Here is a 25,966-nt window from a genome sequence, read left to right as displayed (position 1 = left end):
TGATGTTTTTATTATATTTTAGAATAGGCTAAAACTTACATGGCCTTCGTCAAAAACTTTTTTATTGGCATTATTTTCCTTCGAAAGACGAATCTGTTGATCTTCTCCATTTGTAAGTTCACGATCATCCTGTAAGTCTAAAAGCACTCGCAAACGTTCCACATAGCTGGCAAGCTCTGGATCCTTTGTCTCAAGTGCAAGTGTGACCACATGATGTGCATAGGAACGATCCTGCATTAAATACATGACATCAATAACCCGGCTATTCACTTTCCTTAAGCGTGCATATAATAATGTCGCAACTGAAAAAATATCATCCTTTTTTGCTGTAATATTCACATTTTTCCCTCAATAAAATCCATTCATTAAACTTTAAAACTTACTTTTAAGCGCAATGTAATTTTACATATCGTCTGAATTTTCAATTGGCTTTTTATTCCAACATTTAGAGCTTTTTATAATTAATACACTGACCTAAGTCGCTTGAAGTTTTCAAAATATAAAAAGTTTTCAGCACTAAAATAAGTTAAACTTATACAAGTTTTTATTTTATTTTTTCGGTCTCTCTATTTTATGAATACCTCTTCACGTTTAAGCAATTACTGGGTCACCTGTGCAGATGGTCTTGAAACCTTACTCCGCGAGGAAATTGAAGGTTTAGGTGTTCAAAATATTGAACAGTTACCGGGTCGTTTGATTTTCAAAGGCACACTGGCAGATGCATACCGTATTTGCATGTGGTCTCGTTTGGCTTCACGTGTTTTAACCCCTATTCATGTTCATGAACTTGAATTTACCCATGACGCACGTGATGTTGCAGAAGAGCTCTATAAAGGTGCAATCAACTTTGACTGGTCACTCATTTTCGCACCACAAAGTACATTTGCCATTCGTTTACATGTAGAACGTGAAATCAAGGTCAATACACAATTCGCAACTTTACGGGTAAAAGATGGTGTGGTGGATTCCTTTATGGAAGCTGTGGGTAAACGCCCAAGTATCGACATCAAACAGCCAGAAATTACCCTCTATGTACTTGCTGGTAAAACTGCGCATACCTATTGTCTGGATTTATCTGGCGATTCCTTACATAAACGTGGCTATCGTCATTACATGACCGATGCGCCGATTAAAGAAAATCTTGCGGCAGCCATTCTGCAAAAAGCCCAATTAAAAAAACGTAATCCCGATATTATTCTGGACCCGATGTGTGGTTCAGGGACCTTTATCATTGAATCATTGATGATGCTGACTGACCGTGCTCCGGGCCTGGTACGTCGCTTTGGCTTTAATGGCTGGAATGGTCACGACCATGAACTGTGGATGTCAATTAAGGCAGAAGCCGCAGAACGCCATCAAATAGCATTGCAACAGCCTTTACCGCAGTTTTATGCCTATGATGCAGACTGGGAAGCAGTCAAAGCCACCAAGCAAAACATCATTGCAGCCGGTTTTGAAAAGCTGCTTGACCATATCAAAATTGAAGAGCGTACATTGGCAGATTGGCCGGATTTTAAAGCCGAAGGCAAAACCTCATTTATTGTCACCAACCCGCCTTATGGTGAACGTTTAGGGGATAAAGCCTCTAACCGTGCTTTATATTTAGGTTTATCTTCGCTGCTACAAAAGAATTTCCCGAACCAGTATGCTGCGGTGATTGCTGCACAGGTTGAGCAAGCCGACGTGCTGGCATTCAATGAACCGCAAATTCTGCGTTTGATGAATGGTAAACTGCCGATTTATGTGCGTTTCGGCATCATTAAGCCTGCACCGGTATCAGAACCGTTCTTGGCACACTGGCAACCCCAGCAGTTCGAGCCGATTGAAGGCGCTCAGGACTTTACCAACCGTCTGCAAAAAAACATGCAGAATCTAAAAAAATGGGCGGTCAAAGAAAATATCTTCTGTTTGCGTTTATATGATGCCGATTTGCCTGACTTTAATGTTGCGGTAGATTTATATGGTGACCGTTTACATGTGCAAGAATATGCACCACCAAAAACCATCGATCCGGAAAAAGCTAAAAAGCGTTTTAATCTCGCTTTACAAGCCATTCGTGCAGTGACCGGTTCAGGTCGTGATGCTATCTTCATTAAAACCCGTGCGCGTCAGGAAGGTAAAAACCAGTACACCAAACAGAGTACTGCTTCTAAACGTTTTATCGTACAGGAAGGCAAAGCCAAAATTTTAGTCAACCTGACTGATTATCTGGATACCGGCCTGTTCCTGGATCATCGTCAAATGCGCTTGCGTATTGCAGCAGAAGCAAAAGGCAAGCATTTCCTCAACCTGTATAGTTACACCTCAACTGCCAGCCTGCATGCTGCTTTAGGGGGCGCTGCCAGTACCACCAGTGTCGATTTATCCAACACTTACCTGAACTGGTCGAAAGAAAACTTTGTCTTGAACGGTTTAACCGTAGATCATGCCGATGAACAACACCAGTTCTTTGCCAGTGACTGTTTTGAATGGCTAAAAGAAGGTCATGAACAATATGACCTGATTTTTATCGATCCGCCAACCTTCTCGAATTCGAAAAAGTTTCATGGTACCTTTGATGTACAACGTGACCATTTATCGCTGATTAAACGTGCCATGAACCGCCTGACTACAGAAGGAACTTTATACTTTTCGAATAACTATCGTGGTTTCGAGATGGATGAAGAAATTCTGGCGTTCTTTGATGTTCAGGAAATTACCAATGAAACCATTGGACCAGACTTTAAACGTAATACCAAAATCCACCGTGCATGGAAAATTCAACATCCACAAAATGACTAATATATTTTAGATACTACACTAACTAAAAAGGCTGCCTATCTGGCAGCCTTTGTTTTTACATATGTTAATTTAAAAATTTCTTTTCACCGTATTTATATTCAATACCGATTTTTAAGATATCACCTTCCCGTTTCGCTTGCAGCGTCTGCTGCATACCATCCAGCATTTGCTCAAGTTCCTGGTCAGATAAGGTTTTACCGCCTTGTTGCAGATAGTTTTTCATGATGGTTTTCATGATTTGTTTATCGTATTCAATATTGGCCTGATATTCGACCAGATTCGGCGCCATTTTCAATAAGCTTTCAAAAGAGGATTGATGTCCCGGCATGACCTTTCCTGTCAGGCTGGCTTTGGCATAGCCATCACCCACCTTAATTTGATTATTCTGCGATTCAAAAGTAAAACCGTCATTCACAATGGCCAGGAAACTGCTCACCATATCCTGATTGAGTTCTTCTTTTGCTATACATGCTGCACTACTTTTTTCCAATAAATCAAAAAAATTCTGCACTTTTTGTCGATTAAGATCAGTCAGCTTAAAATTCATTTCAAAATCATGAAAACTAGGAGTTTTATACATGGTCATTTCATCAATTTTGACCTGAGTATCAAAAGCAACCTTGGTTTTATCGAGCTGAGTATTTACCCGCAAAGCAAAGCCTTTTAATTCACCACTGCCAAACTGCTGTACATTTCGATCCGTACGCTGAATTGAAGCAATATTTAAACGAGCTTCCCCCTCCTTCAGAACCGTGTTTAAGCCATGATTGCTTTCAAACTCTAAATCGCGCATCTGCATCTGGCCCAACTTATCATTCACCGTCATATTCGGAATTTGAAATTTTACATTCAACACATCGAATTGATCATCTTTTGATTTGGCAAGCATTGTAAAAGTCATGGGATCAATGCGGGTTTGTATATCTGCATCATTTTTCTCATACACCGGAGTGACGAGTGAAGTATGCATTCTTCCCAACCAATCAATTTTTGTTTGAACCGTTAACGGTTGCTTCAGTAAACGTTGGAAGGTTGCATCACCTTGCTTTAGTGAGATTTTTGATTGAATCTGATAGCCATTCCAGCTGCGCTTGATTTTATCTTGACCGCTAATCATCAGGATATCTTTAGGCTTACAGGGATCAAGAGTAAATTCGGCCGTCCAGTCGGCAGAACCCTGCATCGCACCCATATTAAAATTTTTATACTGAATCGACATGAAATTTGATTTTTGAGACTGTTGATAATAGGAAGTTAAACTTTTGTCTGCATATAAATTCCCTCCTATGACCGCTGTTGCCAATACCACAATGCTTCCCAGACCCCAAGTTAATTTTGACATAGTATCTGCTCTAGATTTATATGTTTTTATTAAATAATAAGTATAATTAAATTTTTTAATAAAAGATAATTATTTTTTAATAATTAATAACTTACACACATAAAAAACCAAAAAAACTTTAAAAATTATGTCAATTTTTTACCTAACATTTCACTTTTTCGACTGAAATTGTCAGGCATAAAAAAACCTGGCCGAAGCCAGGTTTTTTCTATTTACAGCACATTAACTTAATTTCATTTTTTCAAATTCAAGATGACCATTTTCCCCTTTTACGAAAATGGTATCTCCTGGCAGAAAATCACCACTCAGGATTTTTTGCGCCAATGTATTTTCTACTTGTTGCTGGATAGCACGCTTCAATGGACGAGCACCATACACAGGGTCAAAACCGGCATCAATCAACTGATCAAAGGCAGTATCATCCACTGAAAGACGCATGTCTTTTTCGCTTAAACGTGCACGTAAACGATCCAGCTGGATATCGGCAATACCACGAATTTGCGCTTTTTTCAGTGAATGGAACACGACCAGCTCATCAATACGGTTAATAAATTCCGGACGGAAGTGTTGAGATACAGCCGCCATCACCACTGCACGAACTTCATCATCGGTTGCGTTATCACCCAATTCACGGACATCTTGCGAACCCAGGTTTGAAGTCAGCACAATCACCGTATTTTTGAAATCCACCACACGACCTTGCGAGTCGGTTAAGCGGCCATCATCCAGTACTTGCAGCAAAATATTAAATACGTCTGGATGTGCTTTCTCCACTTCATCAAACAACACTACGCTATAAGGTTTACGGCGTACTGCTTCAGTCAAGATACCGCCCTCTTCATAACCGACATATCCCGGAGGCGCACCCACCAAACGGCTGACCGAATGTTTCTCCATGAACTCACTCATATCGATACGCACCATGGCATCATCACTGTCAAACAGGAAGTTGGCCAAGGCTTTGGTCAATTCGGTTTTACCCACCCCGGTTGGTCCAAGGAACAGGAATGAACCACTTGGACGGTTTGGATCAGACAAGCCTGCACGTGAGCGACGTACTGCATTAGAGACTGCTACTACGGCTTCATCCTGCCCTACCACACGGTTATGCAGGAATTCTTCCATATGCAGCAATTTTTCACGTTCACCTTGCAGCATTTTCGCTACAGGAATACCGGTTGCAGCACTGACCACTTCGGCAATTTCATTTTCTGTAACTTTGGTACGGATCAGTTTCGGTTCCTCACCATTTTCTTCAGCAACTTCTTCAGCAGCAAGACGTTTTTGTAATTCAGGAATAACCCCGTATTGCAAACGGCTCGCTTCTGCCAAGTCACCTTCACGCTGGGCTTTTTCAAATGCGGTACGCGCTTTATCAAGTTCAACTTGCGCCTGACTGGTGCCTTCAACCAGTCGTTTTTCAGCAATCCACTGTTCTTCCAGATCGCTGTATTCACGCTGTACTTCTTCGATCTGTTTTTCCAGATGGCTGACTTCTGCCTTGCTTACCGAATCTGCATCCTGTTTCACCGCTTCCAGCTGCATTTTCAACTGAATTAGGCGACGGTCCAAACGGTCGAGTGGCTCAGGTTTGGAGTCAATTTCCATTTTAATCCGCGAAGCTGCTTCATCAATCAGGTCAATGGCTTTATCGGGCAATTGACGGTCAGTGATATAGCGGTGCGACATTTTCGCTGCGGCAATAATCGCTGAATCCAGAATCTGTACCCCGTGATGGGTCGCATATTTCTCTTTTAAGCCACGCAGAATTGCAATAGTATCTTCAACGCTCGGTTCATCGACCAATACTTTCTGGAAACGGCGTTCCAAGGCAGCATCTTTTTCAATGAACTGGCGGTATTCATCTAATGTGGTTGCACCAACACAGCGCAGCTCACCACGGGCCAATGCAGGTTTAAGCATATTGCCTGCATCCATGGCACCTTCGCCCTTACCTGCGCCCACCAGGGTATGTAATTCATCAATGAAGAGGATGATTTCGCCTTCATGTTTGGCCAAATCTTTCAGAACTGCTTTTAATCGCTCTTCAAACTCACCGCGATATTTTGCACCAGCCAGCAATGAACCCAAGTCCAAAGATAAAACCCGTTTACCTTTCAGGCCTTCCGGAACTTCACCGTTGACAATGCGTTGTGCCAAGCCTTCCACAATTGCCGTTTTACCCACTCCAGGCTCGCCAATCAGTACCGGATTATTTTTGGTACGGCGTGACAAGACCTGAATGGTACGTCGGATTTCTTCATCACGACCAATCACAGGGTCAAGTTTGCCGGACATGGCACGTTCAGTTAAGTCTATGGTGTATTTATTAAGTGAATCACGTTGATCTTCATGGGTATTACTCATGACTTTTTCGTCACCTCGAATTTTTTCAATCGCTTTGCGTAAGCTTTCAGTAGTTACGCCGACATTATTTAATAAAGTTTTGGTTGCACCAGTTTCCGCTAAAGCGAGTAGCACCCAGTCGGTAGATAAAAACTCATCCCCGGCTTTTTGGGCATAGCTGTCCGCCAGATTTAAAGCCCGTACCGCTTCAGGATTTAAGTTGATGTCCCCAGTTGGATTAGCGATGGTCGGCGCATCTTGAAGCGCTTGCTGCACTTTGGTTTGCAGATCACGTAGATTTGCTCCGGCTTGCTGAAACAGGCTGATATTGGCAGGCTCTTCCAGTAACACCGATAAAATGTGAATACCTGAGATGGCAGTATGGTCTTTACCCATGGCCAGAGACTGAGCATCTGATAAGGCTTGCTGCAAGCGATTTGTAAATTTTTCAAAACGCATTCTTATTTTTCCTCACAACAAATTTTGTACTTGGATAATAGATGGGAATGGCTTGATATTTTTCAATAACATTTTTAAAAAATATTTTTAATTTTCAACAACTAAACCAAATTAATATAAAGCTTGGATGTTAGTTATAATATGGGTGTTTAAGCTAATTTTTTCAAGCATATTGTAATTATTTATGTATGAAATTCTCTTCCCTAGGCATTTTGTATCTTTTAATAAGGAATCATCAAAGCTTTTAAAAAACTATTGTGATTATGAATACATCAATCAGCTTGATGAATATTCTAGAAATGCATGTTTAGAGGACAGGATTCATCAAAAGTATAATGGGTTACTGTTGAATCCCTCTTAGAGTGAAATGCGTTTTTACTTTATACCTTTTTAATTGTGATGCAGAATAAAAAATGGCAATCCAAAAATGGATTGCCATCTGGATTTCATTATTCAACTTCAATAATTTCAAAATCGTGGCTAATTTCCACCCCACCATCCGATAACATTTTGCTTGCAGAACAGTATTTTTCAGCTGAAAGTTCAACTGCTTTAGCGACCTGTTTTTCTTTGACTGCTTTACCCGTTACCACAAAATGTAAATGGATTTTGGTAAACACGGCTGGGATGCTATCCGCACGTTCAGCTTTGAGCTGACATACAACATCCGTCACATCTTGGCGAGATTTCTTTAAAATAGTCACAATATCAAAGGAAGCACAGCCACCAAGTCCCATTAATATCAACTCCATAGGACGTGGTCCACGGTTTTGACCACCATATGCCTCGGCCCCATCCATTACAATTTGGTGACCACTTTCCGATTTTGCTTCAAAAGCAACATTCTCTAGCCAATGAACGCTTGTTTGCATTGCAACTACCTGAAAAAAACTATAAATTTACGACGTACCTGTACACTAACATAAATTGAGTTGATAAGGAATTTCAGCTCTTCTGTGTGACAAGTTCACTTTAGGTCTTGTGCGATCTATTAATTATCCATATTCGGAACCGTTAGCATGACTTCAAACTTTTCACAACTTAGCACTGATGCGCTGTCTCCTGGTCAACTCCCTGAGTCAGTAAAAGCATTATTAAAACGTGCATATATAAATCGTTATCCAAAACGCACTGCAATTGTAGATGCAGGCTCAGAATCAAAATCGCTTTATTTGATTTTAAAAGGTTCGGTATCCATTATTTTACGTGAAGATGATGATCGTGAAATTGTGGTTGCCTATTTGAATGCTGGAGACTTTTTTGGGGAAATGGGTCTTTTTGAAGCAAATCCACAACGTACTGCAGAAGTTCGTACACGCGACGTATGTGAAATTGCCGAAATCACCTATGAAAACTTCCACGAATTAAGCAAACAGTATCCAGACCTGAGCTATGCCGTATTTGCCCAGCTTGTACGTCGCTTAAAAAATACCACTCGTAAAGTGACTGACCTGGCATTTATTGATGTATCTGGCCGTATTGCACGCTGCCTGATTGACCTGTCTTCTCAACCAGAAGCCATGATTTTACCGAATGGACGTCAAATCCGTATTACCCGTCAGGAAATTGGCCGTATTGTTGGTTGTTCCCGTGAAATGGTCGGTCGTGTCCTCAAAACACTGGAAGAACAAGGCATGATCCAGACTGATGGTAAAGCCATCCTGATTTATGATGTTTCTGCTGAAGATAGCAATGCAGCTTTAGAAGACGAGGATGATGAAGAATAAGTTTTCTTCCATTCACCATAAAAGCAAATCCTAAGATTTGCTTTTTTTATGTCCGTAATTTGCAACCTGTTCTTTTTAAATTTTTTATGACAACTTTAAAACAATTCATGATTTAACCCTGATGCAAAAATCAGTTAGCCTAATGCACAATGTTAAACTTGATAAAAATTAAGGGATCAACCTCTATGCAACTCAAATCTTTAGCCAATACCGGGATTCTTGTGCCTGAAATTTGTTTAGGCACCATGACCTTTGGTGAACAAAATACCCAGGCAGAGGCCTTTCAACAGCTTGAATATGCTCTGGATCAGGGGTTGTTTTTTTGGGATACCGCAGAAATGTATCCGGTCCCACCAAAACCTGAGACTCAAGGAGCAACAGAAACCATCCTGGGCAACTGGATTGCACAACGTGGTCAGCGTGACCAGCTGTTCATTGCCTCAAAAATCGCCGGTCCCTCACAAGGCGGCAGCCATATCCGTGATGGCCAAACACGCTTTACTGCAGCTGAGATTAGCTCGGCAATCGATGGCTCGTTAAAACGCCTGCAGAGTGATTATATTGACCTGTATCAATTGCATTGGCCACAACGTCCAACCAATTTCTTCGGAAAATTGGGTTATGGCAATACAGAAGCGCACAATCAACAGCAAGTCACTGCCTTAGAAGAAACCTTAAGCGCCTTAAGTGATGAAATTAAAAAAGGCCGTATCCGTTATATTGGGCTGTCCAATGAAACCCCGTGGGGAACTTTAAAATTTTTACATCTGGCTGAAAAGTTAGGCCTGGAAAAATTTGTCAGCGTACAAAATCCGTATAGCCTGTTGAACCGGACTTATGAAATTGGCATGTCTGAAATTGCCCATTATGAAAATGTCGGCTTACTTGCCTATTCCCCTTTAGCCTTTGGTTACTTGACAGGTAAATTCCGTCATGGTGCTCGTCCAGCCAATGCACGGGTCAGCCTATTTTCCCGTTTTAGCCGCTATAGCAATCCTGAAAGTGAATGGGCAACTGAACAGTATGCTCAGCTTGCAGAGCGACATGGCTTAACCCCAACCCAACTGGCATTGGCATTTATTAAGCAGCAGTTCTTTGTCACCAGTACCATTATTGGCGCAACTAACCTGGATCAACTGAAAGAAAATATTCAGGCTTTTGACATTGATTTATCAGCAGAAGTTTTACAGGGTATTGAAGATATTCACCGCCAGCAGCCAAATCCAGCACCCTAATTTCATTTTAAGTACTGCTTAAAATGAAATTAGAAAAGTTAAAGCTTTATATTCGATCACTTCGAAATTATTGACACCATCTTCCCTTGCGCACTCAGAATATATTCTGAGGATGCTCATCCCCCATAGGAAGAGGGAGTAAAAGCAAAAAAGGATGCTATAGGCATCCTTTTTTATGAATAAAACAACAATTAGCGTCTGTTATAAATAGCTTGAGCTGCAGGCAAGTTTTTACGCATTGCTTCGATACGCTGACCATTTGAAGGGTGAGTCGACAGGAATGATGTACCACCTGCACCTTCTAACTTGTTCATTTTTTCCCAAAGGGTAATCGCGGCTTGCGGGTTATAACCTGCACGTGCCATTAGCATTAAACCACCTTGGTCTGCACGGCTTTCAAGACTACGTGAATATGGCAAACCCACACCCACTTGTGCGCCTAACTGAGCTGCTGCTGCCCCCAATTGACCGACATTATTGCCTGCATAGCCTAAACCAATGTTTAAAGCTAGGTCAGTTAAAGCTTGTGCACCAATTTTTTGTTTGGAATGTTCTTCCAGGGCATGCACCATTTCATGACCCATCACAGCTGCAATTTCAGCATCGGTTAGATTGAGTTTATTCACAATACCAGTGTAAAACACCACTTTCCCCCCTGGTGCCACATAGGCATTAACCTGGTCTGATTTCAGCACAGCCAATTGCCAGTCAAACTTTTGGCCTGTCTGGTTGATTTGATCACCATAAGGTTTTAGACGTAAAAATACCGAATTAATTCGCTTATAAGTGGTAGATGAAGTATCTAAGGTTTTATTGGCACTTGCTTCCTGAACAGTTTTATTAAAGCCCTGCGCAGCAGTAACATTTAATGTGGATGAATCTGCCCCAGCCATATCCGCTACAGTGGTACAACCTGAAATAGTGATTACACTCGCTGCACACAAACTTAAAATCAGCTTGCTGTTCATTATAATAATCTCCGCCTTAAAACTAGATATCTCTTTTCAGGGAGATTATATGAAATAGTGAATAATCTTTAAATTGATATTCTCTTCACAATCATATCATTTATGTAAACAAGGTCATTTAAGAAATTGAAAACTAAGCCAATAAAGCAAACATAAAACATTTAGCCCCAAGTATATCTGGGAAAGGGGTTTAATTTTCTGTTCCAGTTGTTCATTTTTGCGCTTAAAAAATAAAAATGCATTTTGAATCAGAACAATGGGGACCAGAATACAGGCAATGATAACGCTTAATCCAATAAGTGCTGCATTAATAATTGCGGGATCTTGTGTTTGTGCCTGAATAACCAGCATGGCAATGGTCGGTGCCCCACCCATTGCAAACAGTAATGAATAAAACATCGTCGCTGATATATTTTTATGCATCATGCACAACCTTGTATTTCTTTTATATTTAACATTCTAGCAAGCGCAAATAAATTAAACAGTATTCTCTGATGCAACTTTAGTCGGGCAAAACAGTCTGCATACTGGTCGTAGATATATTTTCCAAATGAAATGGACAAAAAAAGCCTCGCAAATGCGAGGCTTTTTGTACATCTTAATTCTTGGCAGATTAAGCTTCGAATGGATGGCGAAGAATAATCGTTTCTTCACGGTCTGGACCAGTTGAAATGATGTCGATTGGACATTCAATCAATTGCTCAAGACGTTTTACGTAGTTAAGTGCAGCTTCTGGTAACTGATCAATTGATTTAGCACCAAAAGTAGACTCAGACCAGCCTGGCATAGTTTCATAAATTGGCTTTAAAGTTTCGAATGCAAGCGCATCAGAAGAACCTACGCAACCAGAATCAGCAGCTTCGTAACCGACACAGATTTTCACTTCTTCTAAACCATCAAGAACGTCAAGTTTAGTCAAGCAGATACCAGAAAGTGAGTTTACTTCTACTGAACGGCGAAGAATTTCAGCATCGAACCAACCACAACGACGTTGACGGCCAGTAGACGCACCAAATTCTGAACCTACAGTACCCAAGTGTTTACCAATTGCATCACCCACATCGTTCGCTGCATCGTAAACAAGCTCAGTTGGGAATGGACCAGCACCTACACGTGTTGTGTACGCTTTAGTGATACCCAATACATAGTCAAGGTGTAATGGACCAAGACCAGAACCAGAACTTACGCCACCAGCAGTTGTGTTTGAAGAAGTTACATACGGGTATGTACCATGGTCAACGTCAAGAAGTGAACCTTGCGCGCCTTCAAACATGATGTTATCACCGTTTTTACGGTATTTATGAAGTTCACCTGTTACGTCCACAACTAATGGAGCAACAACTTCACGCCATTGGTCGCAAAGAGCAAGTACATCTTCAAGATTAACTGCTTCTACACCGTAGAATTGAGTTAATTGGAAGTTATGGTATTCAAGAAGCTCGGTAAGTTGAGCTTTAAGATGTTCACCACCACGTACCAGGTCAGCAACACGAATTGCACGACGTGCAACTTTATCTTCGTAAGCGGGACCAATACCACGGCCAGTTGTACCAATTTTTGCATTGCCACGTTTTTTCTCACGCGCTTGGTCAAGTGCAATGTGGTTTGGAAGGATTAACGGACAGTTTGGAGAAATACGTAAACGCTCACGTACTGGCACGCCTTCTTTTTCAAGAATATCCATCTCTTTAATAAGCGCTTCAGGTGAAAGAACCACGCCGTTACCAATTAAGCACAGTACATTTTCACGTAAAATACCAGATGGAATGAGGTGTAATACAGTTTTCTTACCACCAACCACAAGAGTATGGCCTGCGTTGTGTCCGCCTTGATAACGAACGACCGCTGCCGCTTGATCTGTGAGCAGGTCAACGATTTTACCTTTACCTTCGTCGCCCCATTGGGTACCGAGTACCACAACATTCTTGCCCATAATAGCCTCATTGCATCATGCTGTTAAAATTGAAAACTTGAATCAGTGACTCAATACTGATTCAGGTCATTAAATCTGTTCGACTTTCCATTCCCCTGCTACATTCACCAATTGGTGAGTCGCAAACGGAATTGAGTTTAAATCGTCATTGCCTAATAACTGAATAACACTTAAGCCTTGTGCACGCAGAGCAGCAATTGCATCCAGTAATGCTTTGTCTGTCCCTTTCGGTGCAACCACTTTTTGAACTTGCTTGAACTGACCTGCACTGAGTGCATATAAGTCACAAGAGAAGCCTGTTGCAGGACGCGCACGCCCGAAATGTTCACCAATACCGTCATAACGACCGCCTTGAGCCAGGGGTGCTGCACGGTTTGGTGCATAGACGGCATACATTAAACCGGTGTGGTAGTGATATGAACGAAGCTCTACAACATCAATACCAATATGCAAGTCTGGCCAACGTGCCTGAATTTCAGACCGTGTGGTTTTTACTGCGTCAAATGCCTGTTTGAATGCCGGGTCTGCAATAATTTCAGCACTCAGGTTGGCTTCTAAAGCATCTAAATCACTTGAATAACGACCCAGTGCATAAAAATCTGCACCAAATTTTAATTCCTGTGTAAATTCAGCAAGTTCAGGCAATGCTTTACGTTGATAAAGATCCGAAAGCTGACTTTCTTCCGCCTTGCTTAAACCAGCATGTTTAACCAGACTACGGAATAAGCCGACATGACCTAAATCCAGATGGATGCCATCTACAAAACTTGCTGTTTTTAATAAGTTAAGCATCACGTCAATCATTTCGACGTCAGCATCAATACTGTCTGAACCAAAAAGTTCCGCACCCAGTTGCAGCGGTGCACGCGTGGTATTAAAACCTTGAGGTTTGGTGTGTAAAACCGTGCCAGCGTAGCAATAGCGCGCTACGCCTTCGACCGGATGTACATGCGCATCGATACGGGCCACTTGCGGTGTCATATCGGCACGCACACCAAGTAAACGACCAGAGAGCTGGTCGATGACTTTAAAAGTGGCCAAGTCTAAATCTTGATTCGATTCTGAGAGAGAAGAAAGAGATTCGATGTATTCGATAAATGGCGTGTACACCAGCTGATAACCTCGAGATGCGAGGAAATCCAATGCTTCACGGCGCAAAGCTTCAATTACTTGCGCTTGTTCTGGTAATACATCAGCTACACCATCAGGTAATAACCATGTCTCTGAAATGGGCATGTTGTAAACCTAAATACTTGTCAGCGCGGAAGTAATCCGCATAAAAAAATCGGGAGCACACCCGATTTCTCCTAGTCTAGCACGATCACTTTAGCTGTGCACATGACTTTTTGCAGATTTGTTCGTTTTTTACCAACTAATTTATGCCGTTTAAAAAACTGAATCAGCTGAATCATTCACGATTGATCAGTACTCTCGCAAATTCAACCATTATAAAATAAAAAATACTGAAATCCGCTAAAACAGCAAACGCCAATCCAGACTATTTGTACAAAGCCATTCTTCCAAAAAAACCAGTGACGAGTCAGGCCCTTTTTATAGCAACGTTTCCAAAGCTAGTTTAGTCGCATATGCTGAAAGATCGCTCTATAGCTGCTTTAAGAATACTATAAGCTCACCTTAAAATTAGACTGAAGGCTTGTCTGTTGAGTGAACCGTTTTTGCCAGCAGTCCAACCAATTCGGCATTTTGCGATTCCACCTGGTTCAGTTTGGTCGTGGTTTTATCAATCACTTCTTGCTGAATATGCATTTTCTTCGCCAGGTCTTGCATAATTTCCAGCGTTTTTTTAAGGTTTTCTTCCAGATGAACCACTTTTTTTTCCAATTGTTGATTCAACTGAATTTCACTGAGTGCAGCGCCTTGGTTGGTAAATTGTGCCCAAATCAAAAAGATCACTGCTATGGCCAAAAGGAAAATAAATCCCCATATAAATATCAACATAGATGCACTGCTCATGTTATTGATTCCTGACTTATTATTATCATGAATCGAGGTGATTAAATTAAAAAGACTTATAATTTTCGTATAACAATTAAAAAGTGATTGTAAAATTAACTCTGTCTAGCTAGAGAATATTTATTATAAGCATTTTTCTGGGTCGATGATCCACTGCCACTGTCCATAAAGCATTTCCTGACAGTCTATCCATCCTACTGAAGACCAGGCATTTACTCAAGATTCAACCAACCAATCAAACAAATTAATAATAATTGAGCTACATATCACACTTAATACAACTAAGCCCTGCGAAATCCGATCACTTGCGGAAATCGCATCATCCAATAACTCATCTCCACCTCATCTTTTAAATAAGGTTCTTTATTTATGAGTAAAAGATTCACACAAGTCCAGCAAGCGATTCGCATAACCCCATTCATTATCATACCAGGCAAAAACTTTAGCCTGATGACCCACCACCATAGTTTGGCTCAAATCCACAATCAATGAATAAGGCGAATGGTTAAAGTCTGATGAAACCAGAGGTTCATCGGTAACATCCATAATTTCCGCATAATCCTGACGTGCCGATTTGATCAGGATTTCATTAATTTTATGTGCTGTGACATGCGACTGCGCAACAAAAGTGAGGTCAATCGCTGCCACATTAATGGTCGGTACGCGTATGGAATAACCATCTATACGCTCTGCCATTTTCGGCATCACCCGTTTTAAGGCCCCAAGAGCTGAAGATGTGGTCGGAATAATATTGTGTCCTGAAGCACGGGCACGGCGCAAATCTCGATGAGCATGATCCAGCACAGACTGATCTGCCGTCACTGCATGAATTTCTGTCATCAGTGCGGTATCAATACCAAAAGCATCATCAATAATTTTAACTAAAGGAACCAAGGCTTGTGTGGTGCAGGATACACTGGAAATAATCTGGTCCGTGGCTTTGACTTCGTGATGGTTTACCCCATACACAATGGCGGCATCCACCGTGTCAAAGGGTGCAGCACCAATAATGACCCGCTTCGCCCCTGCAGTAACATGTCCTGTGGCTGCTGCACGTGAACGGAATAACCCGGTACATTCCAGCACCACATCAATATTTAACTTATTCCAGGGCAAGTGTTCAGGTTGTTGTTGTGAAAATACCTGTACTTTTAATTGCGCCAGACCTGCAGAAATATGCAAAAAAATCTGTTCATCTTGTAAAAGTACTTCGACCTTGCCTTTGAAGCGACCATGTGTGGTGTCATATTTAAACAAATGCACCAGTGTTTCTACATCTGCAACATCGTTAATCGCCACGATATCAAAATGAAAATCCTTAGGATTTTCAAACCAAGCCCGTAATACATTGCGACCAATTCGCCCGAAACCATTAATGGCTACTCGTTGCATCAGATATCCTTAACTCTTGGGTAGATGTAAACACCGCTCTATGTTAATGGATTTTAACCAGATACCGATACCATTTCTGCTGCTGTATTTATAAAATATCTCGCAACAAAGGGTTCAGCCTGATGCTTTTAAGCTTATTTTTTCGCAAATTTTATTTAGACCAGATTGCCTTAAAATATTTACTTCACTTTTCACTTACTTTATATCTTACGCATAAAGCAGAATTTGGCTGATTAATTCAGTGCATGAAACCTAATAGCGCTTAAATAGAATTGTGATTAATTCGCCTTAAAGTGATTGGTGCATGCGGCTTTTTCCGTTATACTTTAGCGTTTTAAAATTTTAAGCCAGTATCTCAAGCCAGCTTTATAAAAGTAAGACTTGCTTGACGTGCTATTAGCCAAATACAAGATTTATGGAGTGACTTGGTTGTGAGTACTCGTTTTATGACATCAGCTGAAATTCGCGAAGCTTTTTTAAGCTATTTTGAATCGCAAGGGCATACACGTGTCGCGTCGAGTTCTCTGGTTCCTGCCAACGACCCAACATTATTATTCACCAACGCTGGGATGAACCAGTTCAAAGACTGCTTCCTCGGTCTTGAAAAACGTGATTATGTTCGCGCAACATCTTCACAAAAATGTGTCCGTGCCGGTGGTAAACACAACGACTTGGACAACGTGGGCTACACTGCACGTCACCACACCTTCTTTGAAATGCTAGGTAACTTCTCTTTTGGTGATTACTTTAAACGTGATGCGATCAAATTTGCCTGGGATTTCTTGACCAACGAAAAATGGCTGGGTCTTCCTAAAGATAAGTTATATGCAACTGTTTACCATACAGATGACGAAGCATTTGATATCTGGAACAAAGAAATTGGCTTAGATGCATCTCGCATCATCCGTATTGGCGACAACAAAGGCGGTCAATACGCATCGGATAACTTCTGGGCAATGGGTGATACCGGTCCTTGTGGTCCTTGTTCTGAAATCTTCTTTGACCATGGCGACCACATCTGGGGTGGCTTACCAGGCACACCTGAAGAAGATGGCGACCGTTTCATCGAGATCTGGAACAACGTATTCATGCAGTTCAACCGTACTGCTGATGGCGTACTGCATCCTCTTCCAGCGCCATCTGTAGATACAGGTATGGGCTTGGAACGTATTTCCGCAGTTTTACAACACGTCAACTCAAACTACGAAATCGACCTGTTCCAGCACTTGTTAAAAGCTGCGGCTGAAATCATTGGTTTAGATACTTCTGAACTTGAAGCCAAAGCACAAGCAGAAAACAAACTCATTGACTACCCAGCTTCCCTTAAAGTTGTTGCTGACCATGCACGTTCATGCTGTTTCCTAATTGCAGATGGTGTGAATCCTTCTAACGAAGGCCGTGGTTATGTACTGCGTCGTATTATCCGTCGTGCAGTGCGTCACGGTAACAAATTGGGTGCAACCGGCTCATTCTTCCATAAAATGCTCCAGCCATTAATCGAAGCAATGGGTGCTGCATACCCTGAACTTGCAGCCAACCAGGCACGTATCGAAGCACAACTTTTAAAAGAAGAAGAACAATTCGCTAAAACTTTAGAGCAAGGTCTGAAATTGCTTGAAGGTGAATTAGCTCAACTGAAAGGTTCAGTGATTCCAGGTGCAACAGTCTTCAAACTCTATGATACTTACGGCTTCCCAACTGACCTAACAGCTGACATCGCACGTGAACGTGAGCTCACTATTGATGAAGCTGGCTTTGAAAAAGAGATGGCTGCGCAACGTCAACGTGCACGTGATGCAGGTAAATTCGCCATCGACTACAACAGTATTGTAAAAGTTGAAGGTGAAACCCAGTTCGAAGGTTATGAAGCCACTCAAGCTCAAGGCCAAATTGTTGCAATCTATAAAGATGGCGAACAGGTTGATGAAGTTGTGGAAGGTGACGAAGCGCTCATCGTATTGAACCAGACCCCTTTCTATGCAGAAAGCGGCGGTCAGATTGGTGATACAGGTATCTTCAAAAACGATACCGGTATTTTCGAAGTTCAAGATACCAAGAAATCGGGTGGTGCATTCGTTCACCAAGGTATTGTGACCATGGGTAGCTTAAAAGCCGCTCAATCTGTTGAAGCGATTGTTAAAGCAGACATCCGTGAAGCAACGTCACGCAACCACTCAGCAACTCACCTGTTACATGCTGCCCTTCGCCAAGTATTGGGTTCACATGTACAGCAAAAAGGTTCATTGGTTGCATCTGACATTTTACGTTTTGACTTTGCCAATGACCAACCTGTTTCATTCGAACAGCTGCAGGAAGTTGAACGCATTGTAAACCGTGAAATTATTGCCAACACTGCAGTTTCAACTGAACTTCTTGACATCGAATCTGCCAAAGAAAAAGGCGCGATGATGCTGTTTGGTGAAAAATATGGTGACGAAGTACGTGTACTTTCCATGGGTTCAATTATCGATGAGAAAAACTTCTCGATCGAACTATGTGGCGGTATTCACGTAAAACGCACTGGTGATATCGGTCTGTTTAAAATCACATCTGAAGGTGGCGTAGCGGCAGGTGTACGTCGTATTGAAGCGGTGACTGGCACAAAAGCGGTTGAAGTGGTTCAAAAAGCCGACCGTGATATCAACACCATCAATGGTCTGTTAAAAGCGCAAAAAGAACAAACCATCGAGAAAGTTGAAGCGCTGGCAGATACAGCATCCAGTCTGCAAAAGCAGATTGAACAACTCAATCAGAAATTGGCGAACTTCCAGGCAGCTGAACTTTTAAGCCAAGTTCAAACTGTGGCTGGTCGTCAAACATTGATTACTACTGTACAAAACATGGATGCGAAATCGCTTCGCAACCTGCACGACGGTGTAAAATCTAAATTAGATCATGCAGTGATTGTACTTGCTGCTGTAGAAGGTGATAAAGTCAGCCTTCTCGCTTCTGTAGCAAAAGACTTTACTGCTTCTATTAAAGCGGGCGACATCATCAAACACCTGGCAACCGAGCTCGGTGGTAAAGGTGGTGGTAAACCTGACTTGGCACAAGGTGGCGCGCCACTTAACGAGAAGTTTGCAACAGTGATGGCAGATTTGACTGCTTGGCTTGAAGCAAAATAAAACTTCACCTTTTGTGTAACTGATCCTGAAAAGGTAATTCAGGATCATGGCTTTTATGGAACAACTATGGCATTAATCGTTCAAAAATATGGCGGTACCTCTATGGGTACTCCCGAGCGCATCTTAAATGTTGCTCGTCGTGTAAAGCGCTGGCATGACCACGGCCACAAGGTTGTGGTTGTGGTATCAGCAATGAGTGGCGAAACCAATCGCCTGCTTGCTTTAGCGAAGGCCATTACCGAAACCCCTGATCCACGCGAATTAGACCAGATGGTGTCTACGGGTGAACAGGTTACGATTTCTATGTTAGCGATGGCGCTCAACTCAATTGGAGTAGAAGCAAAATCACTTACTGGCCGCCAGGTTGGCATTAAAACCGACAGCGCATTCAACAAAGCCCGCATTGAATCTATTGATACTGATGTATTAACTGAAAACCTAGATGCAGGCCGCGTACTTGTGGTTGCCGGTTTCCAGGGCTTTGATGAATTGGGCAATACAACAACTTTAGGTCGTGGTGGTTCAGATACCTCTGGCGTGGCACTTGCAGCTGCACTTAAAGCAGATGAATGCCAGATTTATACAGACGTAGATGGCGTTTATACCACTGACCCACGCGTTGCACCAAAAGCGAAAAAAGTTGATCGTATTTCTTTTGAAGAAATGCTGGAAATGGCATCACTTGGTTCGAAAGTCCTGCAAATCCGTTCAGTTGAATTTGCCGGCAAATACCAAGTGCCTTTACGCGTATTATCAAGCTTCGATAACGACGATGATGGCGCATTTGACGAAGACTTCAAAAACAACGTCGGAACTCTTATTACTACTGAATTGGAAGACAACATGGAACAGCCAATTATCTCTGGTATCGCGTTTAACCGTGACGAAGCAAAATTGACTATCTTGGGCGTGCCTGACCTGCCTGGTATTGCATCCAAAATCCTGGCGCCAATTGGTGCAGCGAATATCGAAGTTGACATGATCATCCAGAATGTGGAAGAAGACGGTACCACTGACTTCACGTTCACAGTCAACCGTGGTGAGTTCAATAAAGCAAAAGCAATTCTGGAGCAAACCGCAAAAGAAATTGGTGCTCGTGAAGTTGCGACCCGTTCAGACATCGTGAAAGTATCAATCGTAGGTGTGGGTATGCGCTCTCATGCAGGCGTAGCAAGCAAAATGTTTACTGCTCTTGCAGAAGAAGGCATTAACATTTTGATGATCTCAACTTCGGAAATTAAAATTTCAGTTATCATTGAAGAAAATTATTTAGAGCTTGCCGTGCGCACGCTTCACACAGCTTTCGGTTTAGACCGTGAATCTGGCGAATCAAGCGCACGCGCTTAATATGTAGAGTAACAAATTTAGTCCTTGTTGAACAAAATTTGCGAAATACTACAAAAAGAACAGAGCCACTATAGTTTTTTTTATAGTGGCTCTGTTATATTTGTAACTGAGGATTTTGAAAATATTAACAGAATTATTTTAGTCAAATTCTTGACAGATTGTTTTGATAATATTTCTATAATATTAAGGTTGTGTCTTTTTAAATTTTAAAATCAATTGCACGTTTAGCGTTTTGCAAGGAGATAAACATGCTGATTCTAACCCGACGTGTCGGTGAAACATTAATGATTGGGGATCAAGTCAGTGTAACTGTGCTTGGCGTAAAAGGTAATCAGGTTCGTATTGGCGTAAATGCTCCAAAAGAAGTATCTGTTCATCGTGAAGAAATCTACCAACGAATTCAACATGAACGCGCTATGCATGAACATCTGCAACACCTGGATCAGGATTATCAGCCTTCTTTTGAAGAAGATAATTTCCCACAAAATACCCAGAACGACTTTAATCGTTAAACCGTTAAAGGTTGTTCTAATATAAAGCGGCTATATGGCCGCTTTAAATTTATCTGCTGCTTATTTTTGTCCCAGCAAGGCCAATGCCTTTTTAACCGGTGCATAACTACGGCGATGTTGATCAATCACGCCATGCTCAGCAATCGCTTCAAAATGGGCTTTAGTTGGGTAACCCTTATGTTTGGCAAAGCCAAAATGCGGATATTGCCGATCCAGCTCTACCATTTGATGGTCACGCGTTACTTTTGCCAGGATACTGGCCGCTGAAATTTCTGCATGCAGTGCATCCCCGCCGACCACCGCATCACAGCTCATGGTTAAGCCTTGCGGAACTTTATTACCATCAACCAGCACATGTTCCGGCTGAAGATGCAAAGCTTCTACAGCACGGCGCATAGCCAATAAAGAGGCCTGTAGAATATTGATCTGGTCTATTTCTTCGTGGCTGGCTTCAGCAATCGCCCAAGCCAAGGCTTTCTCTTGTATTTCTACAAATAATTTTTCACGCTTTTTTTCGCTGAGTTTTTTAGAATCATTCAACCCTTCAATCGGATTATTGGGATCTAAAATAACTGCTGCCGCTACCACCGAACCTACCAAGGGGCCACGCCCCGCTTCATCTACACCGGCAATTTTCATCAATACTTACCTACAAAAAAAGAGGCCGAATCACATCAACCTCTTTAATTTTAACATGAATTAAAGCTGTATTAGTTCATGGCTTCAGCAACACAAGCATTAATGGTTTTAGTCACTGCATTTGAAACAATAGTATTACGTGCAGCCGGATCAATCGCAGCTGTCGCCAAATCGACTGCAGTTACATTTTGTGGTGCTTTTTCACTGACACAACCACAGATTTCAGTCTGAATATTTTGCTTTTGAGTTGCAGTCATTAACTTGGTTGCATTTTGCCATGCAGGAATAGTATTCAACTCGGTGGTACATTTGGCATTAATTGCAATTTTAATTGCAGCCATACCGAGTTGTTGAGTTGCCGATTGTGTAGCCGGCATTGTGCCAGTTGTAGTATTCGTTGCTACACAGGCAGTTAAAGCCAAAGTGAGAGGTACAAGCACCGCAATTATTTTTTTCACAGCTTAATCCTTAAATATAAAATATGTTAGGCATATTTTGCCGAAACTTTCCCAAGGAAGAAATCTATATTTCAGTTGAATTTTCCACATCCGGATAATCCGATTAAAAAAACAGCATCCTTTTCAGTGTTGCAAGAAGCACACGCTTCGTTCCATATCCATCATTTTTAAATATGGGCTTTTTGATTAGCATACCCAGACTTGAAAATGACATATGGATACATAGGTATAACATGAAAAATACCTCACAATACTATACGCGTACGGCACAAATGCTGCATTGGCTCATGGCTGCTATTTTTATTGCAGCATGGTGTATTGGTTTTTATAGCGGAAATTTTCTAAGTTATGAGGTTGATGGAAGCTTTAAAGGTCAGGTCATTACTCTACATAAGAACATCGCCACCACCATTATCTTTCTGGTCCTAATTCGTATATTTTGGCGCTATACCCACCCTGTTCCAGCACTACCCGACAGCATGTCACCTTTGATGAAAGTCTTGGCACATCTGGGACATTTAGCTTTATATCTCATGTTACTGGCTTTACCGATTACCGGCTGCTTATTTAGCTGGAGTGCAGGACATCCGGCACCTGTTTTGTATTTATTCGAAATTCCACGTTTGGTCCAGGATAATCCCAACCTTTTAGCCATCGTAAAACCTGTACACATTTATTTATCCTGGTTTGCAGGCTTACTTGTCATTGGTCATATTGCGGCGGCATTAAAACATCATTTCATCGATAAAGATAACATCTTGCGCAGCATGACCCGACAAGCAAAATAATCAATTTTGTCTCCATAAAAAAGCCGCATTGATGTATTACTGATGCGGCTTTTTTATAGTTCAATTTATAACCCTAAGTTATTTCAAAGCGTCTTGGGCACAACCTTTAACACTGTTCACCACCGCTTGTTTAATCAGGCTATTTTTTGCAGATTCACTCATCGATGCCATAGCTAACTCTTTGACCGAAACGTCCTGCAAGGCATGTTCACCCACACAACCACAGATTTGTTTTTGTACGGTTGATTGCCGCTCTGAACTCATGAACAAAGCTGCGGATTGCCACACTTTTGAAGCATTCAATTCACTTTTACAGCCTTGTTCAATCACTGGTTTCAACATTTTCTGGGTTAGAGTAGCATTTTTATCGGTCGCAAAAACTGATACAGAGCCAATCAATAAAACGACTGCAAATACCCAGCAAAAAAACTTTTTCACATTAGAACCTAATAGTTATTGAACAGATCAATATATCAATCTGCCCAATCCAAAAGCATTTTTCAAAGGAATGGATTACACCAAAGAATCAATCTGTTGTGACCATTTTTGCTTTTCAGCATCCGAGATAAATGAAGCTTCAAACGAATTTTTCGCCAATTGCTTTAGCTCATCATTTGACAGGTCTAAAGCTTTTGTAATTGCAATGAAATTATCATTCATATAACCACCAAAATAAGATGGATCATCTGAATTGACCGTTACATGTACACCCTGTTGCAATAAACGGCTGATATTATGCTGTGCCATATCATCAACCACACAGAGTTTTAAATTACTTAAAGGACACACGGTTAAAGGCATTTTTTCTGTAATCAAGCGCTGCATCAACGTCGCATCTTCTTCAGAACGCACACCGTGATCAATACGGTTTACTTTCAGCAAATCCAGAGCTTCCCAGACATATTCAGCCGGACCTTCTTCACCTGCATGTGCCACCACTAAGAAACCTGCTTCACGTGCTTTGGCAAAAACACGTTCAAATTTTGCAGGTGGATGTCCAACTTCACTTGAATCCAGCCCCACCGCAATAATTTGCTCTTTAAAAGGTAAAGCCTGCTCTAAAGTTTTAAATGCGGCTTCTTCACTTAAATGGCGCAAGAAACACATAATTAAATGCGAGCTAATGCCCAATTTGCTTTGCGCATCATCACAGGCACGTTTTAAACCCTGAATCACCGTTGCAAAAGCAATGCCACGATCGGTATGGGTCTGCGGATCGAAGAACATTTCGGTGTGAACCACTTTGTCTTCAGCACATTTTTCAAAATATGCCCAAGCCAGATCATAGAAGTCCTGTTCATGAATCAGGACATTGGCACCCGCATAATAGATGTCTAAAAAAGACTGTAAATTATGAAAGTTATACGCCTGTTTCACTTCCTCAACAGATTTATACGGAATATCAATATGATTGCGTTGAGCAATCGCGAACATCAGCTCAGGCTCAAAAGTCCCTTCAATATGGACGTGTAACTCCGCCTTTGGCATGGCTTGAATAAGCTCAAGTTGATTCATATCTTATCCTTATAAAATTTTTCAAAAATAAAAAAGGGTGCAAACCGAGTTTACACCCTATTCTGAATGGGGTGAATTAGCCGCCAAATACAGCAAATTTCAATGCCCAAAGAGCCGCAACAATCCAGACCATATAAGGTACAGTTTTCGCTTGCCCAGTCAGCAGCTTGATTAATGCGTAGCTAATAAAGCCCATTGCAATACCGTCGGCAATTGAATAGGTAAATGGCATGCATACGATGGTTAAAAATGCAGGAACGGCTTCAGTGATATCATCCCATTCAATGTTGACGATCCCTTGAATCATTAACACACCTACAAATAATAATGCAGGTGCAGTAGCAAAACCTGGAACCGATTGCGCCAAAGGAGCCAGGAATAAGCACAGCACAAACAACACGGCAACAACCACAGCGGTCAAACCTGTACGACCACCTGCAGCAACCCCCGCAGACGATTCAATATAAGGTGTTGTAGAGGAAGTACCCAATGCTGCACCCGCTACAATCGCAGTCGAGTCAGCAAAGAGTGCTTTTTTCAAACGTGGTAATTTGCCATCTTTTAACAGGCCGGCACGATGTGAAACCCCCACCAAGGTACCCGTCGAGTCAAATAAATCCACCAGGAAAAATACAAAGATGACCCCAACTAGACTGGCCGTGAACAGGCCTTCAAAATCCATTTGCAGGAAGGTTGGAGCAATCGATGGAATGGCTCCTACAACACCTTTAAATTCGTTCAGCCCCATTGCTGTAGCAATCGCGGTAATCACCAGGATACTGATAATGATGGCACCACGGACTTTAAAGTGATGCATCACCACAATCATCAGGAAACCCAGCAAGGTCAGCAATACTGTCGGTTGTTTCAAGTCACCCAAGCCTACAAGGGTGGCCGGATTATCAACAATAATGCCTGAATTTTTTAATGCAATCAGTGCAAGGAACAAGCCAATGCCGCCGCCAATCGCAAATTTCAGCGACATAGGAATGGCATTGACAATCGCTTCACGGATTTTAAACATACTGATGGCAATAAACACCAGCCCTGAAACAAACACGGCAGCCAGTGCCGTTTGCCAAGGTATCCCCATGCCCATACACACCGAATAGGTAAAGTAGGCATTCAGCCCCATACCCGGTGCAAGCGCGATCGGATAATTTGCAACAAGCCCCATCACCAGACAGCCAATTGCAGCTGCAAGACAGGTTGCAACAAAAACAGCCCCATGATCCATCCCAGTTTCGGATAAAATCATTGGATTGACAATAATGATGTAACACATGGTTAAGAAAGTGGTTACACCTGCAAGAACTTCTGTGCGAAAACTGGTTTTGTTTTCACTGAGCTTAAATAAGCGTTCTAGCATATTCTCTGAAGATGGATTAGGAGTCGTCATGACTTTACCCCTGTAAGTAAACTTTA

General features: G+C 41.7%; 22 protein-coding genes. 7 read left to right on the top strand and 15 right to left on the bottom strand.

The features are described from left to right. Positions 1-18: 18 nt before the first annotated feature. Entirely contained in the window at positions 19-339 is a 321-nt protein-coding gene (locus ACE01T_RS04990; protein WP_180174454.1) for a hypothetical protein, read from the bottom strand. Between the two features lie 234 nt (positions 340-573). On the opposite strand from ACE01T_RS04990, the gene rlmKL reads away from it, so the two are divergent. Then, positions 574-2,781, top strand: a complete 2,208-nt coding sequence (gene rlmKL, locus ACE01T_RS04985) for a bifunctional 23S rRNA (guanine(2069)-N(7))-methyltransferase RlmK/23S rRNA (guanine(2445)-N(2))-methyltransferase RlmL (protein WP_395518841.1) — start codon at positions 574-576, stop codon at positions 2,779-2,781. 64 nt (positions 2,782-2,845) lie between these two features. Here the strand turns inward: rlmKL and ACE01T_RS04980 are convergent, their stop codons facing one another. The 3 genes from ACE01T_RS04980 to ACE01T_RS04970 form a co-directional block, all read right to left on the bottom strand. Next, the gene (locus ACE01T_RS04980) at positions 2,846-4,123 is read right to left on the bottom strand and encodes a DUF945 family protein (RefSeq protein ID WP_180176500.1); all 1,278 of its coding nucleotides are present in this window, start codon (positions 4,121-4,123) and stop codon (positions 2,846-2,848) included. 222 nt (positions 4,124-4,345) lie between these two features. Beyond that, positions 4,346-6,928, bottom strand: a complete 2,583-nt coding sequence (clpB, locus tag ACE01T_RS04975) for an ATP-dependent chaperone ClpB (RefSeq protein WP_395518840.1) — start codon at positions 6,926-6,928, stop codon at positions 4,346-4,348. 449 nt (positions 6,929-7,377) lie between these two features. Beyond that, positions 7,378-7,800 (bottom strand): OsmC family protein, encoded by a 423-nt coding sequence (locus ACE01T_RS04970; RefSeq protein WP_166166676.1) that lies wholly within the window; start codon positions 7,798-7,800, stop codon positions 7,378-7,380. Between the two features lie 147 nt (positions 7,801-7,947). Here ACE01T_RS04970 and crp point away from each other — a divergent pair, with 147 nt between their 5' ends. Further along, positions 7,948-8,655 (top strand): cAMP-activated global transcriptional regulator CRP, encoded by a 708-nt coding sequence (gene crp, locus ACE01T_RS04965; RefSeq protein WP_166166679.1) that lies wholly within the window; start codon positions 7,948-7,950, stop codon positions 8,653-8,655. Between the two features lie 185 nt (positions 8,656-8,840). After that, complete coding sequence (locus ACE01T_RS04960) at positions 8,841-9,890, top strand: NADP(H)-dependent aldo-keto reductase (protein WP_180041816.1); 1,050 nt, start codon at positions 8,841-8,843, stop codon at positions 9,888-9,890. Positions 9,891-10,081: 191 nt separating this feature from the next. On the opposite strand, the gene ACE01T_RS04955 is transcribed toward ACE01T_RS04960, so the two are convergent. The 6 genes from ACE01T_RS04955 to ACE01T_RS04930 all read right to left on the bottom strand — a co-directional run bounded on the left by ACE01T_RS04955 (position 10,082) and on the right by ACE01T_RS04930 (position 16,157). Next, a complete protein-coding gene (locus tag ACE01T_RS04955; RefSeq protein WP_180176499.1) occupies positions 10,082-10,858 on the bottom strand; it encodes a M48 family metallopeptidase in 777 nt (258 codons plus the stop codon). Between the two features lie 114 nt (positions 10,859-10,972). Beyond that, positions 10,973-11,281: a hypothetical protein gene (locus tag ACE01T_RS04950; RefSeq protein WP_166166688.1), complete on the bottom strand. Its 309-nt coding sequence runs from the start codon at positions 11,279-11,281 to the stop codon at positions 10,973-10,975. Positions 11,282-11,471: 190 nt separating this feature from the next. Further along, entirely contained in the window at positions 11,472-12,791 is a 1,320-nt protein-coding gene (locus ACE01T_RS04945) for an adenylosuccinate synthase (protein WP_086195597.1), read from the bottom strand. Positions 12,792-12,860: 69 nt separating this feature from the next. Continuing rightward, positions 12,861-14,027: an ATP phosphoribosyltransferase regulatory subunit gene (locus tag ACE01T_RS04940; RefSeq protein ID WP_180041818.1), complete on the bottom strand. Its 1,167-nt coding sequence runs from the start codon at positions 14,025-14,027 to the stop codon at positions 12,861-12,863. 405 nt (positions 14,028-14,432) lie between these two features. Next, positions 14,433-14,750 (bottom strand): hypothetical protein, encoded by a 318-nt coding sequence (locus ACE01T_RS04935; RefSeq protein WP_086195599.1) that lies wholly within the window; start codon positions 14,748-14,750, stop codon positions 14,433-14,435. A gap of 378 nt (positions 14,751-15,128) precedes the next feature. Next, on the bottom strand, positions 15,129-16,157 hold the full coding sequence (locus ACE01T_RS04930) for a type I glyceraldehyde-3-phosphate dehydrogenase (RefSeq protein ID WP_180081820.1): 1,029 nt from the start codon (positions 16,155-16,157) through the stop codon (positions 15,129-15,131). A gap of 431 nt (positions 16,158-16,588) precedes the next feature. Between ACE01T_RS04930 and alaS the strand changes: the two genes are divergently transcribed. From alaS to csrA, 3 genes are all read left to right on the top strand, one after another. Then, positions 16,589-19,282, top strand: coding sequence for an alanine--tRNA ligase (gene alaS, locus ACE01T_RS04925; protein ID WP_180081822.1), 2,694 nt, complete (start codon positions 16,589-16,591; stop codon positions 19,280-19,282). Between the two features lie 66 nt (positions 19,283-19,348). Next, positions 19,349-20,629, top strand: coding sequence for an aspartate kinase (locus ACE01T_RS04920; protein WP_180041824.1), 1,281 nt, complete (start codon positions 19,349-19,351; stop codon positions 20,627-20,629). 248 nt (positions 20,630-20,877) lie between these two features. Continuing rightward, complete coding sequence (csrA, locus tag ACE01T_RS04915) at positions 20,878-21,141, top strand: carbon storage regulator CsrA (RefSeq protein ID WP_067723263.1); 264 nt, start codon at positions 20,878-20,880, stop codon at positions 21,139-21,141. Positions 21,142-21,201: 60 nt separating this feature from the next. On the opposite strand, the gene rnhB is transcribed toward csrA, so the two are convergent. Further along, positions 21,202-21,780 carry a ribonuclease HII gene (gene rnhB, locus ACE01T_RS04910; RefSeq protein ID WP_180041825.1) on the bottom strand — a complete coding sequence of 193 codons (579 nt, stop codon included), beginning with the start codon at positions 21,778-21,780 and terminating at the stop codon, positions 21,202-21,204. Positions 21,781-21,851: 71 nt separating this feature from the next. Further along, positions 21,852-22,238 (bottom strand): hypothetical protein, encoded by a 387-nt coding sequence (locus ACE01T_RS04905; RefSeq protein ID WP_180041827.1) that lies wholly within the window; start codon positions 22,236-22,238, stop codon positions 21,852-21,854. Positions 22,239-22,471: 233 nt separating this feature from the next. Here ACE01T_RS04905 and ACE01T_RS04900 point away from each other — a divergent pair, with 233 nt between their 5' ends. Further along, positions 22,472-23,026 (top strand): cytochrome b, encoded by a 555-nt coding sequence (locus ACE01T_RS04900; RefSeq protein WP_180041829.1) that lies wholly within the window; start codon positions 22,472-22,474, stop codon positions 23,024-23,026. Between the two features lie 78 nt (positions 23,027-23,104). Here the strand turns inward: ACE01T_RS04900 and ACE01T_RS04895 are convergent, their stop codons facing one another. The 3 genes from ACE01T_RS04895 to ACE01T_RS04885 form a co-directional block, all read right to left on the bottom strand. Further along, positions 23,105-23,464, bottom strand: coding sequence for a hypothetical protein (locus ACE01T_RS04895; RefSeq protein ID WP_180041831.1), 360 nt, complete (start codon positions 23,462-23,464; stop codon positions 23,105-23,107). 75 nt (positions 23,465-23,539) lie between these two features. Further along, positions 23,540-24,541 (bottom strand): adenosine deaminase, encoded by a 1,002-nt coding sequence (locus tag ACE01T_RS04890; RefSeq protein WP_180041833.1) that lies wholly within the window; start codon positions 24,539-24,541, stop codon positions 23,540-23,542. A 76-nt stretch (positions 24,542-24,617) separates the two neighbouring features. After that, positions 24,618-25,940 (bottom strand): NCS2 family permease, encoded by a 1,323-nt coding sequence (locus ACE01T_RS04885; RefSeq protein ID WP_166166715.1) that lies wholly within the window; start codon positions 25,938-25,940, stop codon positions 24,618-24,620. Positions 25,941-25,966: the final 26 nt, after the last annotated feature.

This window comes from Acinetobacter uliginosus, assembly GCF_044130295.1.
Lineage (GTDB): Bacteria > Pseudomonadota > Gammaproteobacteria > Pseudomonadales > Moraxellaceae > Acinetobacter.
This window is presented reverse-complemented; position numbering and strand designations above follow the sequence as displayed.